Source organism: Streptomyces sp. NBC_00019 (assembly GCF_045041015.1).
Taxonomy (GTDB): Bacteria; Actinomycetota; Actinomycetes; order Streptomycetales; family Streptomycetaceae; genus Streptomyces.
This window is the reverse complement of the sequence record NZ_CP108302.1, coordinates 1-16,623: the sequence shown is the minus strand read 5'-3', so window position 1 is coordinate 16,623 and position 16,623 is coordinate 1. Positions and strand designations below refer to the sequence as shown.

The following is a 16,623-nucleotide window of genomic DNA, read 5'->3' as shown; positions in this document are numbered from 1 at the left end:
TGCCCGGCACCCCTACCGCCGGCGTTGTCACGTTGTTGGCTGTGTGACTGCTGACGGCGCGTCGGGGCAGGGTGGGCTTGGGAGCCGGGTCTGCGCTCAGGCCGCGGTGGCAAGGCCGGCGACGCCGGTGATCTGCTCCCAGATGGTGAAGCGGACGGTCATCTCGGCTCGGTAGTCGTGGGCGGGCATCAGATGGCGGCGGGGCCGGAAGTGGGGCGAGATACCGCTGAACGCGGACAGGAACCGCTGGGCCCCGCCCACGGAGCGGAAGCCCTTCATCGCCCGTTCACGCTGCCGGGTCGGCTGGTGGCTGTTCTCGGCCCGGTTGTTCAGGTACTTCGACTGGCGGTGCTCTACGCAGGGCATGACCTCGTGGTGGGCAGCGCCGTAGGAGCGGAGCTTGTTGGTGACGACCGCCCGCGGCACCGCACCCGTCCTCTTCATCAGCCTGCGGAAGAAGCGCCTGGCCGCGGCCTTGTCCCGCCGGTTCTGCATCAGGATGTCCAGGACGTTGCCGTTCTGGTCGATGGCCCGCCACAGGTACTGCAACCGCCCGTTGATCTTGATGAAGACCTCGTCCAGGTGCCACTTGTCACCGGGCCGGGGCTGCCGGCGGCGCAGCGCGTTGGCGTAGGCCTGCCCGAACTTGGCGCACCAGCGGCGGATCGTCTCGTAGGAGACGGTCACGCCGCGCTCGAGCATGAGCTCCTCGACCTCGCGGAAGCTGAGCGGGAAGCGGTGGTACAGCCACACACAGTGGGAGATGACCTCGACCGGGTACCGGTGCCCCTTGTACGACAGCGACGCGCTCCCCACGGCCGACCCTTCCCAGGCTGATCAACCAGAAGATCATCCCACCGGTCAGTCAACGTGACAGTGCCCCGCTGCCTACCCTCAAGCACAGGGCAGCCGGGCAACCGCCGCCCCGCCACAGGCTCCCAGCCCCTGAGCCGGACCGGGCCGGGCGACGCTCCAGCCGGGCGCCGGGGGGCGAGCGCCCACTGCTCGGCGCTCAACTCGGCCACCAGCCGGTCGAGTTCCTCGCTCTCCTCGCGCAGGTTGTCGAACACGGGCGTCGGATCGGACACGGGACGCTCCCCTCGGGCATGGCAGCGCCGAAGAAGACAAGCAAGCATGCTTGCGTAATTGTGGCCGTTCGGTGCACGGCCCGGGGCGAGAGCTGCGCGGACCCTGCGTGCTCAATACACTCGGCGATCGCGCCCATCGTGGCGCACACTCGCATATCGGGGGACGAACGATGAGCAACTGGAACCCGGGCGGACAGCCGCCCCAGCCCTACCAGCCGCAGCCACCTCAGCCCTATCCGCCCCAGCCCTACGTGCCGCCACAGCCCCAGCCGCCCTACCCGGGGCCGCCGGTGCCGCCGCCGGGCGGGCCGATCACCCGGCTGCGGCGGCGGATCGGCCCCATCCACACCGCGCGCAGGGTCTTCACCCCGTCACGGCCGGGCATCGTCTCGGATCCTGAGGTGGCGCGGATGCGGAAGATCAGGACCCTGGTCGGCGTGGGCGCGTTCCTGTGGATGTCCTACGCCTACAAGCTCGCCCCCAAACTCAGCGATGCGGCGGACGAGCAGGTCGACAAGTCGTGGACCAGCGCCCTCGTGCTGGCGGCGACCCTCCCGGTCGTCGTGGGCGTCCTGTACGGCCTGGCCGCTCCGGCGGCGCGACGGGACCTGCTGCGCCGGGCGGGGCGGTGCTTCGGCGCGATCGTGGCCATGATGGCGGCGGCCTCCGTCTTCCCGATCATCGTGCTCTCAGGGTTCTTCGAGGGCCAGGAACCCCTCGTGGAGGGCCACTTCACCGTGACGAAGGGCCTCATCCTCGCGTTCACCCTCTTCGTCCTCTTCTGGGTGACGCCGTTCGTCGTCTGGGGCGTGGGACTCGCCGTCCAGCACGTGTTCCGCACCGCGGACATCCACGAGACGGTGCCGCCGCTGCTGATCATGGCGTTGGCGTGGGAGATGGCACTGATCGACATGTTCACCGGCGCCCACGAGGGCGTGCCGACGGTGATCCGGTACGTGTTCATCCTGGGCGCCCCGCTCTCCGTCACGGCGGTGGGCCTGTGGGAGCTGCACCGGCTGCGCGTGCACTACGGGCTGGGGATGCGGGGACTGCTGATGCGCTAGGAACGGCGCCTCGCAGGACGTCTCCATCAGACCCGGAGTGGTTCAGATCGATGCCAACGGCGAACCGGCCCAATGACCTGTCAGAAGCTGTTCCGTCACAGCCGGGCCCCTGTCAGCGGTTGCGGCTGCTTCTGGGGCCACGCCGCCGGATCGTCACTCCGTTCTCTTCCAGAAGCCGCTTTATCGTGAGTCGAGACGGCCCGTGGCGGGCAGAGAGACTGTCGAGTGTCGCCCCGTTTTCGTACTCCTGGACCAGGGCGCGGTTACCTTCAGGGGTGCTGATCCGGGCGAGGGGGCTCATGGCGCCCGCGTCCTGCAACCTTGTCTTCAAAGTGGTCGCGCTGACCCCGTACTCGTCGGCCAGGGCGGCTGCACTCTCGCCGCTTTGGTACCGGGGCACGATCTCGTGCATCGGCAGGTCCTGCCGCAGGGGGATTCCGCCCGGCACCCGGCGCTCGCTCTGCGGGATGGCTTTGAGGATTGTCTTGTGCGTGACGCTGTACCGCTGGGCTAACTCGGTTGAGCTGAGGCCGTGGGCGTAGAGGGTGCGGACCTCTCTCTCCTGTTTGGCGTTCAGGGCGCGGTGGGCTGGCATGGCATCCTCCTGTGTGGTGTCTGTCTCCCGGAGGACGCCGAAGGCTCCACCGTGAGGCGAATTCCAGGGTCGCTGCGACACGTGGCGAGTGCCGTTCACGCAGTCGATGTGCTGGCCGCTGCTGTTGTGAGACATGGCCCACAGCCCGGAGCCGGCCTGTACGGCGCGGGCGCCGTTGTCGTAGTGGTGCCAGGCGGGGGGATCGGTCGTCAGTACGTCGGCCATCGCAAACTCCTCGTGTCGTTCGGGGTGTTCGCCGTTGCCTGTCGTGTCGCAGGCGGGCGGCTACGGCGTAGGGGCTGGGGAATCCGGCGGGGGTCAGTTGATGATTCGGCGGTCTCGCAGGTAGCGGCGCATCGTCAGGGATTCGTCGACGGTGGCGGAGTGTGACTGTTCGGGCTGGTTGCCGGGTACGGCGGACTCGGGCCAGGACTGCTCGGAGGGCATGAGCTCCTCGGCGGCGTGGGAGGCCGTCTTTCGGCGGGGGCCGCGGATGAAGAGGGTGACGGTGTCGGGCGTCATCGCGGCCTGGTGCACCATCAAGTGATCGAGCGCGTACGAGCTACCGGGGCGTTCGATCGTCACGATGGCCGGCTGGAGGTCGGCGCCGGTGAACGGGCCCTGCCAGCCGTCGGTGCGGCGCCGGACTACGTGGACGTAGCCGCCCGTCAGGATGTGTGTGGCGAACGCGTAGCAGTGGTTGTGCGGTACGAGTTGGTTCTCGGGCCGCGGGTTCATATGGAGGCGGATTTCGAAGCTGTGGTCGGGGGCCTCCCACAGCGACAGCCGGTTCAGCAGGAGCGTGACACGGCTCGCTGCCAGGCGGGCGGGATGATGCACGACCTCGTCGACGAGCGTGGTGAGCAGGTTCCGGTCTGCGGCCAGCCGGTCAAGAATGCTGCGCATGACGTGCTGCACGTAGTCCAGGTCGGTCGTGTCCATACACGGGACCTGCGGCAGCCAGGAGTCTGCGGTCTTCAGGGACGCCTCCCTGCCGCACTGGCCAGTGAGACGCCTTCGAGGACCTCGCGTGCCCGGTGCGCGGCGCGGGAGTATTCGTCGGGGGTGAGTGGCGAACCACCAGGCTTCGCAGGCCGCTCGATGGCCAGCAGGTGCAGGGCGTCGGAGCTGCTTCGGGTGGCGCAGAGTGTTTCCGCGTGCACGGCGAACACCTCTTCTGGTCCGAAGAGGCTTGCGTAGCGCGGCCATTGGGCGAGGGAGTCGTCCATCTCCTGGTACATCTCCAGCTCGAGTGAGCCGGAGAGCGTCAGGACCACGGAGGTGGCGCGTACCGGCCAGGGCGCCAGGCCGGACTGTGTCGTCACCCGAAGGTAGGTCAGGGGGCCGTCCGGCAGCCCGACGGGAAGATGCGCGTAGCCGTGGGCGAGGAACGAGCCGTCTGCCCGGTAGGTGCCCGTGTCGAGGACGCTGAGGATCCTCGACGCGAGCATGCTGAGCCAGCCTTCAGCGTGCGAAGGGTCGATCTGAGGAATCTCCGTGGGGTCTTTGCTCTGGTTGAGTAACTGAGGGACGAAGGCGGGCAGGACGGCTGTCACGGGGCATTCCCTGTGCGGTCGGCGGGATGGTGGTGGCGCCCGGCGCGGGGGCGGAGGCGGCGTCTTCATAGGGGAGGAGAAGCCGCACCGTCTTCCCCGCGCCGGGCCGGTGTCTCACGCTCGGCCACGGGGGGTGCCGAGCGTGAGACGTTGGACCCGCGCACGGTCCTGCGGACACACGGGGGTGAGCGTGCGCGGGAGTTCCTAGACGCCGACTGGCTGGTCGACGATGGGGGGCTGGAAGCGCCCGGCATGCAACACGGACCACGGGGTGCGCGCACCGGTCTCGTCCTCCTGCTGGAGGAGGTTCTCGGCGAGGCGCCGGCGCTGGACCTCACCGGTCCCGGCGGGTGCGTAGGTGCTCTGCATGTCCCGCCAGACGCGCTCGATGGGGAAGTCCGCGTCCAAGACGGCCAGCGAGCGGGGCCTTCCAACGGTTCAGCCTACTGAGCGACTTTATGGCGCGCTCCTGGAGCTCGGACTCGCACGAGGTGCGAAGGAGAAGGCCATCGACGCAGGGGAGACTCGTGCCCTGGTCGAGTGGATGCCTGCGGCGCACCGGGCGAAGGTGGTCGGCCTCCTGACCGCCAGTCAGTGCCTGGCGCAGGAGTGGGTCGGCTACCGGTACTTGACCCGCAACACGGCTTGGACGCCGACCTCGTTTGATCAGGTCCGGGTCTGCCTCTGGGCTGAGGGTCGCCTGGTGCGCGGTGGTGGCTATCAGCCTCCTTCGAGTGTCGGGAATTCCTCCATTGCCGCTTCGCGCCGAGCGAGCACATGACGCAGTCGTAGTCACAGCCGAGGTTGATCTCCAACGTGGCGCGGCTGAACTCGTACGGGCCAGCCTCACGCATGATGAGCACGTCGCAGGCCCTTAAGCCGGCCAGATCCACGCCCCACTGCGCGCGGACGGGGCGGATGAGCCACTCGGGGACAAAGGCAGAAGCAAGCGACAGGGCGCGCAGCTCCTCGAACCGGGCGTGGGGGAGTTGCACGGCCTTGGTGCTGCCGGGCCGCAGGATGAGGCGGTGCTTTCCCAACGGGGTCGCAACAAGCTGCACGGTGTCTGTCCTTTTCGGCTGGGAGGGAGCTGGCGTGTTGAAAGCCCGGTGCGGGGGCCGTGGGGGAACGAATCCCCGCACCGGGGGTGTGCCCTGTCCGGCGACCCGGCCCGGTCGTCATCCGGGCCGCCGGACAGGAGTGAGGGATTGCCGCGGGCTGTGGAGTTGGGGCCCGGTGCGGCGCGTGTCTGCCCAGGACGTACGCCGCACCGGGTTCCGGCCGGGGATCGGATCACCGGGTCGTTTCCCTGGCCGGAGGGTCCGGTGCGGCACCTGCGGCCACTGCGGATGCCGCACCGGGTGTCCCACAGGCGGCGCCGGAGCGGGGCCGGCTGTGGGACGGGTCCGCGCACGATCGTGGGGAGTCACGGGGAGTGACCGTGCGCGGGAGCGTGGAGTGTCAGACGGGCAGGGGTGGTTCGGGGACAGATGGCTGGCCGCGGGCGGCATGCAGCACTGACCACGGGAGGTGTGGTTGCTCGTCGGCCGGACCGGTCGTGTCGGTGTGGTGGTGGAGGAGGGTGTCGGCGAGGCGTTTGCGTTGGATTTCGCCGGTGCCGGCTGGGGCGTAGGTGGTTTGCATGTCGCGCCAGATGCGCCCGATCTGTAGTTCTGTGCCCAGGCCGTTGGCGGCGTGGAGTTGCATGGCGTCGTTGCCGGTTTCGGCGGCGAGTTCGTGGCCGAGGGCTTTGGCGGTGATGAGTTCGTCGTCGCAGGCGAGGTGGTGGTCGAGCATGTCGACAGCGTGGTAGGCGAGGATCCGCGCCATGATCAGCCTCGATGACATCCGCCCGAGCCGGTCGCGTACGACGGAGAGATCGGCGAGCGTGCCGGTGTAACGGGGGCGCTGGCTGAGGTAGCGGGCGGTGAGGGCCACGGCCTGCTCGTGCAGGCCCAGGGATAGGGCGGTGAGGTTGGGGCGGCCGTAGAGGACGCTGCTGGACTGGGCGACGGCGAGCCCTTGGCCTACCTCGCCGAGCACGTTGCGTGGCGGGATGCGGACGCGGTCGAGGGTGATCTGTCCGAAGCTGAAGCCGTGCAGGCCGAGTTTGGCGGTTGACGTTGGCGGGGTGGTGGTTGGGGTGCGGGGTGTGGGGTGGGCTGGGGTGTTGCAGGTTGGGTGAGAACGGGTTGTTGGTAAGGCGCTGCGGGCTTGTAATGCTCTGAACAGGGGCTATCTCAACTTTGTTGAGAATTCTGGGGTTTGTTGCAGATGGCTTCTGCGTCTAAGGGCACCGGCTGCATTGGTGCTGGCCAGGGGGTTGGTCCTGCTCAGCACCTGGTGGGTGGTTACTTCCTGCCGGTGGGGCGGTGGTGGGTTTCGGCGAGGTGGTCGAGGCGGATCGTCTCGAGGCTGGTTTTGGTGATGCGTTCGGTGCCGTCGAGGATCGCGGTGATCGCGGCTTGGCGGATGAGGCGGGTCAGGCTCCCGATCCTTCCTGCGGTCCGCTGATGGAGGTACGAGGCGTGGCGGGCCAGGGTGCCTGCCCGGTGTGCGCGGAGGTCGAGGGCGGCTTCCACGCCCGTGATCAGTTCTTTGAACGGCTGGTGTTTTCCGAGGCGTGCGGGGAACGCTCCGCATTCCACGAGGCTGGCGCGGGCGGCGAGTTGGGCTCCGCGGACTCCGGAGAACAGAGCGGTGCCGGTGACGTCGATGCCCGCGTACACGAAGGTCGCCCGGATGCGTTCGGTGAGGTCTTTGAGGAGGTCTGCGGTTTCGGCGCCGGTGGTGGTGCGGGGGTTGAGGCGGTGGATCTCGTCGATCATGACCAGGCGGACGCCCACGCGGTTGTAGGTGTGGCAGACGGCGTCGGTGATCTGGGCCTGGGTCATGCGGGTGGTGACGGGGATGCCGAGGTAGCGGGCGAACTCGGTGGCGAGTGCTTTCGCGCTCGCGGCAGGTGGGACCAGTACATACGCCACCGGCACCTGGGGGTGCGCGGAGCCCGCCGGCGGCGGGTGATTGTGGCTGTGCGCGAGGTGGCAGGCCCGGCCGACGTGGAGCAGGGCGGTGGTTTTCCCGGCGGCCGCCGGGCCGGTGACGATCAGTGAGGGGCGGGCGGTGGTCTGCTGGTGCCGTCCCAGGATCATCAGGGTCCGTACGTTCGTGGTGAGCGTGTCGATGGCCGGGGTGCGTACGGTGACGAACGCGGAGTGGTAGGCCAGGCGTTCCTCCTCGCTGCGCGCCGGGTCGCCGGGGGCGGGCGGTGCGAGGGGCGGGGTGGTGGCGAAGTGCTGCCAGCCCTGCCAGGTGGTCACCGGCCACGCCCCGCCGGCCGCCGCATCCTCGTCGGCGGGCACACTCTCTTCGCCCCTGCCCACGCCCGCCATCGTGTCGGTGCCGGCGGTGCCGGGGCGGTGGTGGTTCACCACTTGAGGGCCTCCTCCAGGGCGTCGTAGAGCCCGTATCCGGCCACCGCCGGACCGTCCAAGGTCTCGTCCTCGTTCCCGGCGGCGCCCTGCGTGTCCTGGTCGAGGTCGTCGAGGCTGTCGCCTCCCGCCTCCGCGGTGGCTGGTGCGCCCTCCTCCTGTTCCTGAACGCCGGGCCCGGGAACGGCTCGTGGTGGGGGAGTGCGGACGGGGGCGTGACGGGCCAGGAGGTGTTGCTCGTCGCGGGTGGCCGTTCCGGCGCGGGCGCGGCGCATGAGCTGGTCGAGGGCCTCGGCGAGATCTGCCTCGTAGCGGTCATGGCCGTCGCGGCGGGTGGTGATCGTCTGCAGGTACTGCCAGGTGCGGTCGTTGAACGGCCGGTGGGCGTGCTCACGGTGGATCCAGGGAATCTCCGTCAGCCCGAGGCCGGGCAGGCGGACCCAGATCTGGCGTACGTCGTGCGGGTTGGTGTGGACTTCCCATTTCCCGCCGCGGGCGGCCACGTCCGATGTCTGGCCTCGGTAGGGGCCGAGCAGGTCGTGGTCGTAGGTGCGGTGGTGCAGGCGGATGCCGCGGTCGGTGATGGCCTGCCACCGCACCGGCAGCAGCTCCAGGTAGTCACTGCCGCTCAACGGCACGGGCACGTATCCGGCGATGGCGACCAGGGCCGCCCACATCTGGTTCGGGGACAGCGCGATCTTCGGCAGGAGCGGATGCCGCAGCCCTTCGTGGGGGCGATGGTGGAAGTGCACGAGCCACTCGTCGAGGAGGTCCTGCAGCTGCGCGACGCTGTAGCAGGCTTCACGTGCGACATCCTTGCCGCGGCGGGTGACATTGGAGCCGGTGTAGCCGGGCAGGTGCTGGCAGAACAGGGTGTTGATCGACCCGAAGGTGCGTTCCACGATGCCCTTGGCTGTCGGCGCGAACGGCGGGGCGGCCTGCACGCTGATCCCGAGTGCTTGGCAGGCACCCGTGAACGCCTTCGACAGGAACACCTTTCCCCGGTCCACCACGACCGTTTCCGGTACCACCACCGGCCGTGCGGCCGCACCTTCAAAACGCTCGTCCAGCGACAGCAGCCGCTGTCCGGGAAGCAGGGCACTGTGGGCCAAGCGCAGGGCATCGGGCCAGGTCGGCCGCGCCGGGTGCGGCACAGCCATCTCGGCCAGCAGCACGGCGGCGTCCACGGCCTGCGTGCCACCCGGGCGCAACACGGCCGCCAGGACCGCCCGGGTGGCCACGTCGACAGCGATCGTCAGCTCGGGGCGCCCCACACTGCCGTCCTCGAACAGCGCCAGGACATCGAGGCAGGTGGTGTCGATCTGGACCTGCTCCCCGGGCCGCAGCGCCACGGTCGGGGTGAGGGCGCGCCCGTCGTCCGTGATCGGCGCCGTGCGCACCGCAGTGCCCGGGTGGTCGGCTGGGTGGGCGAGCTGGTTGACGAGCCGGTAGAAGGTGGCCTGCGCCGGCATCGCCACCGTGTCCCCGTGCCGGTCCTTGAGAAGCTGCGCGACCAGCGGCATCAGCGCCTTCACGGTGCCCTTGGAACGTCCCCGCTGGCCGCGCAGCACGTCCTTGACCGCAGCAACGACCCGCTCGTCCTGCCGCCCGTCACCGCCGCCAGGACTGCGGGCGGTGCGGTGGTCGACCAGCCCCCACAGCCCCTGCTTGCGGTAGGCCAGCCGCATGCGCTGCACTGTCGACCTCGATACCCGACCAAAGCCCAGCGCCGTCAGCTCCCGTGCCTTGGCCTGCTCCCGCTCGGCCAGCGTCCACCGCTCCGGGTTGTACTCCGGCCGCACCTGACCGCCGCTGTCCTCCCCATCGGGGCGCCCGTACTCCACCTCCCGGATGTGCCGCTGCCAGGCCAGCGCCTTCTCCCGCGCAGCGGCCGGGGCGGTCTCGAACAGCCCCCACTGCGGCACCGCCTGAGCCCGCTCCGCCCCCAGCACCGCGAAGGCAGGATCGGCGAACAGATGCCCGGCCAGCACCACCTCATCCGCTCCCTGTTCACCGGTCAGATGAAACTGCTGCCCGGCCAGCGCGACGACCTGCCACCGCAGACCGCGAAACCGTACATACGCCCCCACCGCGACCACCGGCCGCCCGCCTGGCCTCACCCCGCTCACCTGGCCTCCCCGCGGACCCTCGCGCCCTCAGCGTCTTCCCGCACGGCATGGACCAGAACACGTTCATGCAGCGCCACATCCAGCGGCGCCACCAACAAGTGGGCCCACAGGGCGTGGAACGCGGCGGGAAGCACCTCAAGCGGATCACCAACCGCCGCTACCCCCTCGACAAGCGGCCGCGGCTGCGAGAACACCTCAACCACGTCCTCCAGCAGTCCCGCCCGTCCCCGATTTCGTGGGTGCCGGTAGCCGGCCAGCCACTTCACATTGGCCTCGACCAACTCATCGAGCCGCTCCAAGCGCCGGTAGACGAACCCCACCTGCGCACACGCCTCCGCTAACACGGCCGCGGCCCGCAGCGCCCGTTCCCCGCCGGCCTCGGCGTGGCTGGGGCAGTCGGCCAGCATGCCGGTGCCGTCCGCGTACCGGGCGAAGAGCTGCGGCACCCACGACCGCTCCCGCCCCCGCCCATCCCGCCACAGCACCCGCACCGGCCGGCCCGCCATCCCGACCACACGCGGATCACGGTCGAGGACCATCAACTGCACCCGCATCGCATGCGATCCCGCCAACACGTGCCGCCCGGTGGTCGCCGACCACCACAGCCCCGGCCCCCACCGCCGTCCCGGCACCACCGGGAACGACGACACCGGATCCAACTCCTCAAACGGCACCGTCACCGCGGCGCCAGCCCACTGCTGCCGCACCGCCCGCCCCGCCGGACCAACGAAAACGGCCTCGAACTCTGTCCCAGCTTCGACATCCATCAGCCCCGGCCCGTCACCAGGCCGGCCCATCGCATTCCTGCCGATCACCCACCCCACCCAACCGGCGCTCCCGCTCCGCCGGACCTGCTTTATGCGTTCTGATCACACGACACCGCGCCATGCGCTACACCCAGCGCCCGGCCCCCGTCCCCGGCAGCGGCAGCACTCCGGCCTACTGGCCGTCCACACCCCGGTACGCCCCAAGAATCACCGCCGCCTCCTCCGGCGACAGCCGAGCCCAGCCGGCCACCTCCTCCAGTCCCACTCCGGCGTTCACAGCGGCGGTGAGGGGCCACGAAGTTTCCGGACAGGCACCCAATAGGGTTGTCCTGAACAAGGAAACGAGGAAGAAGTGGCGCCACCCAGTAAGTACTCGCCGGAGTTCCGCGAGGAAGCCGTCCAGATCGCGTTGAGGTCAAGCAAGACGATCTCCGAAGTCGCCCGGGAGCTTGAGCTGAACTCGGAGACGCTACGCGGCTGGGTGAAGAAGTACCAGAAGCAGCAGGAACCGGCCCCCGATGCGGAACTGACGGTGAACGAGCGGGCGCGCCTGAAGGAACTCGAACGACGCAACCGCGAGCTGGAGATGGAAGTTACCTTCCTGAAAAAAGCCGCAGCGTACTTCGCGAAGGATCCCCGGTAGCAAGCAAGTACGAGTTCATCGACGAGATGCGGCTCGACACCGAGAAGTGCGCATACAGCGTCGAGTTCATGTGCGGCCGACTTGGCGTCTCCAGATCCGGCTACTACGACTGGCGATCCCGCCCGGAATCCGCGACAGCTCAGCGGCGCGAAGAACTGAAATTGCTCATCGAGGAAGCCTTCGACATGTCCGACAGCACCTATGGGCACCGGCGCATCCAGGCCCAGCTGCACCGCTGGGGCGTCGCCGCGGGCGTGGAGTTGGTCCGCCGCCTCATGCGCGAACTGGGCCTGGTGCCCTGCCTGCCACAGCCGAAGAGGTTCAACCTCACTCAGGCTGCGGCCGGCCAGGTGCCGGACCTCGTCGGCCGCGACTTCACCGCGGATGCGCCCGGCGAGAAGCTCGTCGGTGACATTACCTATATCGCGACCGGGGAAGGCTGGCTGTACCTCGCAACGGTCATCGACTGCTGCACGAAGGAAGTCATCGGTTACGCGATGGACGACCACTACCAAACCCCCCTGATATCCAGGGCGATCCGTAACGCGGCACGGAACAGGAACCTCGCGGCCGACGCGATATTTCACTCGGATCGCGGAAGTAACTACATGTCAGCCGAGTTCGGGAGGATGCTGGACCACTTCGGGCTCCGCAGATCTGCCGGCCGCACCGGGATCTGTTTCGACAACGCCATGGCCGAATCATTCTTCGGCGCCCTGAAGAACGAGCGCGTATCAAGGGTGACTTACCTGACCCGCGAGGACGCCCGGCAGGACATCACTCGCTACATCGAATTCTGGTACAATCGCAAACGCCTCCATTCGGCGGTGGGTTACCGCCCTCCGCGCGAAGTCCACGCCGAGTACGAGACGTTGCGAATCGCCGCGTGAAACAAACGGTCAGAAGCCTGTCCGGAAAACGCGAGGCCCCTCACGGCCATGATCTGCATCAGCGCCCGGTCGAGGAGCTCGGTGCCACGGCTCAGCGTCTCCAGCAGATACCGGGCCGCATCAGCGGTCGGCCCGACCTGCGCGCCGCGCAGGAGCAACACCTGCTCCTCGGCTTCACCGAGGAGGTTGGTGATCAGGAAACGCTGTTCGGCAGGCACCACAGCACGCCAGTTCGTGCCCGAACCGGGCGCCCTCTTCTCCTTGGCCCGCACCCGCAACTGCCCAGCCATAGTGGCGGGTTGAAGCTCCTGGCGCACCCACCACCGATCCTTCGCATACGGATCAGGCCTGTTATGGCCGCGGCGCGCCCGTACAACGGCTCCCATCCAAGCGATCAAAGGTCCGCCATAGTCGGTCGCCGCCAGCGGGCCCAGCCACGGCCGGCCCACACGCTCGCCCAGAGCCCGGCAGAACGCCCCGTCGACGGGCAGCGGCCGCGGCCGCTCCGCCCCACTGTCCACCCACACCAGCTGCTCCATGACCGGATCCAGCAACGCGTCCGCGACAGCGACCACTTCGGGGAAGATGACCGCATCGCGTCCCACGATCCGCCACCGCTCCAGCTCCCCGCCCGCATTACCGCCGGCGACCTGGTGCAGCCGCCGCGGCCACACCTTCTCCTCCTCCCAGTGCAGCGCCTGCTCCCACCACCGGGCCACCACCGCATACGCCAGCGCGAACACCCGCTCAGGCTCCACCCCGCTGCGCACCGCCCGCCGCGCCACACCCGCCCACCGCCGCCGCGCCGCGACCACCTCCGGAAGGCTCCGCAGATCCAGATACTCCAACTCCTGGTCGGCGTCCGCATCCAGCTGCCACCGCCCGTGCCGCACACACACCCGCTCCCACCGCGCCGCGTACCGCACCCACCCCACAGGCGCACCCGACCGCCGTGCAGCACACAAGCGGCAGCCGAAGGCCACGGGCCCCGCCACCGCACCACCCACACGCCAGACAGCCGCCGGCTCCCCGGCGCCCTTGTCCTCCAACGCGGCATCCTCGTGCGCCCAAGAGGGCAATGCTCGCGTCATCACCGCGCCGTCGACACCGCACAAGCCCGCCAGCACCTGCCGCCCCGCCGTATTCAGTACCACCTCGGCATCCGCCCTCACGCCCCCGCCCGGATGCCGGGGCCGCGAGCCGTGCCACCGCCATTCCGAGCGCAACGCCGCCTCTGGCATCCCGTACCGGCCCGCGAGGCGACAGATCAATGAGAATGTCGTCTCCCCACCTAACGGCACCACACGGAAGACCCCGCGACCCCGAGCACCGCCACGCTTGCAAGACCCATTCACCGCGCTCGCCACCTTCTGGCCCTTCACCAGCGCATGCCGAGTACGTCGAGGTCGCCTCGTCGTTGGTCGGTGAGTTTGTCGGCGCGGCGGCGTACGTTGGCGAGCCACATGCCCAGGTCGACCAGGACGGTGTCCTCGGGGGTGATCTCGCGCCCGGTGGCGGCGGGTCCGGCGAGGGCGACCGGCAGCTCCTCGACGTGCTTCCTCGGCACGTTCAGGTGTCCTTCGCGGGCGTGGAACTGGCGTGCCGCGGCGAGGTTGAGCATCCACTTGTCGTCCTGCGTCCGGCGCACGGGGCGCTCATCCTCACCCGCAGGTTCGAGGCCGAGGACGTTCTCGAGCAGCCACACCTGCGCAATCGGCAGCCGATCCCAGGCAAGCCGCTGTGTCTTAACCCAGCGCCCCAGATCCTCGCCCTGGACGACGACGTCACCCGGCTCGCCCGGCACCGAGCCGCCCGCCGTGACATGGATGCGTACGAGGCGGAAGGCGCGCTGCCAGCCGATGTCCCAGGCCGGGCACCACTCGGGATCGATCTCCTCCAACGCCTCGCGTCGCGAGGCGGGCAAGGCACCGGCCTGAGAGCCGACCGGCTCGCCAACCGCGCCCCGCGCCTCGATCTCGTCGGCCAGCATCGCTGCGGCGCGCTGCGCCTTGGCCCAGTTCCCGACCGGGTAGCCGTTCCACACCGCACCCACCGGGGGCAGGAAGTGCCCGTGCTCACCAGCCCATTCCCGCGCCGCGGCGAGGCCTTCTTCGAAGGCGAGGTCCTGGTGGGACCACACCATCCCCAGCGCATCGAGCTCGGCGACCCGCTCGCCGTCCAGACGCCCCGCCTTGTTGGCCTGGCGCTGCGTCTTCAGCCACACCCCGAGCGGGAAGCCGGCCGGGGACCAGTCCTCGGGCGTGACGAAGTCGTACGGCACGCGCAGATGCCTCGCGCTGGTCTCCTTCACGTACCGGGCCGCGGCCTCGATCCCGCGCCGCCAGTACTCGCCCTCGGGTTCCAGCACCCGCAGCCTCACGAACCGGGCCAGCTGCGCCGGATCGCGCGGGCTGGAGAACTTCAGCAGCTCCCGCGCCCCCGCGCTCACCGGATTCGCCGGCTCACCGCCGTTCAGGTCCTCGACGGCACCCAGGAATTCGCGCTCGCCATCACCAGCCTCGTCCGCATCAGCGTCCTCTTGTGCCCAACTACCGCTGCGGGGACGGGAGTCGGCGAGTGCCTCGATGGTGTCCGCGTCGTGAGCACGCAACGCTTCCAAGACCTTCGCCAAGGCCCCGTACGCCGGAGAAGTGAGCATGTCGTCGGGGTTCTCGTCCTCGGCGAGGAATACCGGAACGATCAGGGAAGCGATTTTCCCCTGCCCTGGCCGCATTCGAAGTGCGCGGCCGACCATTTGCACGATATCGACCATCGAGCCGCGCACATCGCCGAATGCAATCGAGTCTGCGACCGTATCGACGCCTTCGCCCAGCACCTTGACCGAAGCCAGGACGCGCAGCGCGGCGGGCAGTAGCTCGGGCCCGGCGTCTTCGTGTGCCGGGTGCTCGATGACATCGGAGTCGAACTCCTCCAACACCGCACGCCGATGCGCCGGCGCATGCTCGCCGTGCAGCCAGTTCGCCCACACCCGCTTCGGGTCCGGATACGTGCGCGGATCGTCCTCCCACAACCTGGTCGCGACGTCCACGATGCCTTCGGCCATGGCCTCGGCCTCGGCGACGCGGGAGTGGAACGTGAGGAGCTTGCGCAGGTTCTCCCCGGCGGCCGCGGTGAGCACGCCGGCCTGCAGCGCGGCCAGCCGCGCCCCCCGCACCCGCTCCGTGCCCGAACCGAGCTGCTCCCGGCGCCCGTACTCCGGGTCACGGATGTCGACGCACACGACCTGGTAGGGCGCGATCAGGCCGCGTCCGATGGCCTCGGACAGGGTGAGCTTGTAGGCGACGGGCCCGAAGACGGGGGAGTTCTCACTCATGCTCGCCACCAGCCGCGGCACCAACCGCGCCTCGCCGGCCTCCCACACCCGCGGCGTTGCCGTCATGTACAGCCGTCGCGCGGCGGGGATCTTCTGCTGGTCGTGCACCGCAGCCCACGGTTTCAGCCCGTCCCCGCTGGTGCGGTGCGCCTCGTCGACCACCACCAGGTCCCACGCCGCAAGACCGGCCGCGTGCGCCCGCTGGAGAACACCGACGGACGCGTACGTGCCGAACACCGTCACCGTGTCCAAGTCCCGTGTCCACGCGAGGAGTTCATCCACATCCGTGGTGCAAGGGACCCCCTGAGAGTCCGAGGCGGGCAGCGAGCACGCCCCGATCATCGCCCCGGACCGGCCACCCCCCTGCCGCCAGGCGGCCGCGGTCTGCACGAGCAGGTTCAACGTCGGCATCAGCACCAACACCCGCCGCGCGCCCAGCTTCTGGGCCGTGGCGGCGGCGATGAGGGTCTTGCCGGAGCCGGTGGCTGCGATGCACTGGCACCGCAGCCCCTTGTCCGGCAGGTGCCCGTCTGCAGGCGTCTGAAGGACCCTCAGGATCCCGTCGACCGCCTCGACCTGATGCGGCCTCAGTACCTGTCCTGTCGACATTCTTCTCTCCCGCTACGGGGTTTCTCTGCTAAATTCTTTGGCGTTGGTCAGCCGAATAATCGGGAAATGATGGAAATAATTGTCCGCTGAATCCCTGACTCTTTCTCTTGCTCCTCCCGAACAAAAGGGTATGCGCTCTGAGGTTCCAAGCTACCTCGACTCACCTTTTGACACACCAGCTTGGCTGGGGTTGGTTCGAAGTGGTCGGACTGGCATGGTCGGAGTCTCAACCCGATCGGACCCGGTTCTCTTTTCTCCGAGCGGTACGGTGTTCCGCACCGTCAACCGTCAGCCTGTTTCAGGTGACGGATCGCCAGCAACTCCTGACAGCCCGTCAAGCAGCCCATGAGTAACCCTCCTTGTTGCTGGCGCCTTCAAGGAGGCCGCGGAGCGGACTCCGTCACCCGGATCGCGGAGCGATCCGGTCTCCAGGCCACGGAGTGGCCCGCGCCGGCGGCGGAGCCGCCGGAAAGGCGAGCGCGGAGCGCTCGCAGAGGGCCGCCGCGTAGCGGCGGCG

The 16,623-nt window shown here is 69.1% G+C and carries 13 protein-coding genes and 1 pseudogene; 2 read left to right on the top strand and 12 right to left on the bottom strand.

The window, feature by feature from the left end:
• Positions 1–96 precede the first annotated feature (96 nt).
• Both OHU89_RS00070 and OHU89_RS00065 read right to left on the bottom strand, forming a co-directional pair.
• Entirely contained in the window at positions 97–816 is a 720-nt protein-coding gene (locus tag OHU89_RS00070; RefSeq protein WP_405638629.1) for an IS6 family transposase, read from the bottom strand.
• 147 nt (positions 817–963) lie between these two features.
• A pseudogene (locus OHU89_RS00065) lies at positions 964–1,088 on the bottom strand (maleylpyruvate isomerase N-terminal domain-containing protein); the annotation flags it as partial.
• A 170-nt stretch (positions 1,089–1,258) separates the two neighbouring features.
• Here OHU89_RS00065 and OHU89_RS00060 point away from each other — a divergent pair.
• Positions 1,259–2,152 carry a hypothetical protein gene (locus OHU89_RS00060; protein WP_405638628.1) on the top strand — a complete coding sequence of 298 codons (894 nt, stop codon included), beginning with the start codon at positions 1,259–1,261 and terminating at the stop codon, positions 2,150–2,152.
• 112 nt (positions 2,153–2,264) lie between these two features.
• Here the strand turns inward: OHU89_RS00060 and OHU89_RS00055 are convergent, their stop codons facing one another.
• The 8 genes from OHU89_RS00055 to OHU89_RS00020 all read right to left on the bottom strand — a co-directional run bounded on the left by OHU89_RS00055 (position 2,265) and on the right by OHU89_RS00020 (position 10,687).
• Positions 2,265–2,972: a helix-turn-helix domain-containing protein gene (locus OHU89_RS00055; protein ID WP_331737771.1), complete on the bottom strand. Its 708-nt coding sequence runs from the start codon at positions 2,970–2,972 to the stop codon at positions 2,265–2,267.
• A gap of 93 nt (positions 2,973–3,065) precedes the next feature.
• Complete coding sequence (locus tag OHU89_RS00050; RefSeq protein ID WP_331737772.1) at positions 3,066–3,689, bottom strand: hypothetical protein; 624 nt, start codon at positions 3,687–3,689, stop codon at positions 3,066–3,068.
• Between the two features lie 35 nt (positions 3,690–3,724).
• On the bottom strand, positions 3,725–4,198 hold the full coding sequence (locus OHU89_RS00045) for a hypothetical protein (RefSeq protein WP_405638627.1): 474 nt from the start codon (positions 4,196–4,198) through the stop codon (positions 3,725–3,727).
• Between the two features lie 309 nt (positions 4,199–4,507).
• Positions 4,508–4,711, bottom strand: a complete 204-nt coding sequence (locus OHU89_RS00040) for an acyl-CoA dehydrogenase family protein (RefSeq protein WP_405638626.1) — start codon at positions 4,709–4,711, stop codon at positions 4,508–4,510.
• A gap of 1,053 nt (positions 4,712–5,764) precedes the next feature.
• Positions 5,765–6,346, bottom strand: coding sequence for an acyl-CoA dehydrogenase family protein (locus OHU89_RS00035; RefSeq protein ID WP_331737779.1), 582 nt, complete (start codon positions 6,344–6,346; stop codon positions 5,765–5,767).
• A 308-nt stretch (positions 6,347–6,654) separates the two neighbouring features.
• Positions 6,655–7,623, bottom strand: coding sequence for a TniB family NTP-binding protein (locus tag OHU89_RS00030; RefSeq protein WP_331737819.1), 969 nt, complete (start codon positions 7,621–7,623; stop codon positions 6,655–6,657).
• Positions 7,624–7,730: 107 nt separating this feature from the next.
• Complete coding sequence (locus OHU89_RS00025; protein WP_331737782.1) at positions 7,731–9,863, bottom strand: transposase; 2,133 nt, start codon at positions 9,861–9,863, stop codon at positions 7,731–7,733.
• Positions 9,860–10,687 (bottom strand): TnsA-like heteromeric transposase endonuclease subunit, encoded by an 828-nt coding sequence (locus tag OHU89_RS00020; RefSeq protein ID WP_405638625.1) that lies wholly within the window; start codon positions 10,685–10,687, stop codon positions 9,860–9,862. The genes OHU89_RS00025 and OHU89_RS00020 overlap by 4 nt, the downstream gene beginning before the upstream one ends.
• A 295-nt stretch (positions 10,688–10,982) precedes the next feature.
• Between OHU89_RS00020 and OHU89_RS00015 the strand changes: the two genes are divergently transcribed.
• A protein-coding gene (locus OHU89_RS00015) for an IS3 family transposase (protein WP_331737784.1) occupies positions 10,983–12,163 on the top strand; the annotation gives its coding sequence in 2 pieces (ribosomal slippage) (positions 10,983–11,247 and positions 11,247–12,163; 1,182 coding nt in all).
• Here OHU89_RS00015 and OHU89_RS00010 read toward each other — a convergent pair.
• The gene (locus tag OHU89_RS00010) at positions 12,106–13,098 is read right to left on the bottom strand and encodes a DNA-binding protein (RefSeq protein ID WP_405638624.1); all 993 of its coding nucleotides are present in this window, start codon (positions 13,096–13,098) and stop codon (positions 12,106–12,108) included. The two genes, OHU89_RS00015 and OHU89_RS00010, sit on opposite strands and share 58 nt — an antisense overlap.
• Positions 13,099–13,541: 443 nt before the next feature.
• Positions 13,542–16,106, bottom strand: a complete 2,565-nt coding sequence (locus OHU89_RS00005) for a Helicase associated domain protein (RefSeq protein ID WP_331737248.1) — start codon at positions 16,104–16,106, stop codon at positions 13,542–13,544.
• Positions 16,107–16,623 lie beyond the last annotated feature (517 nt).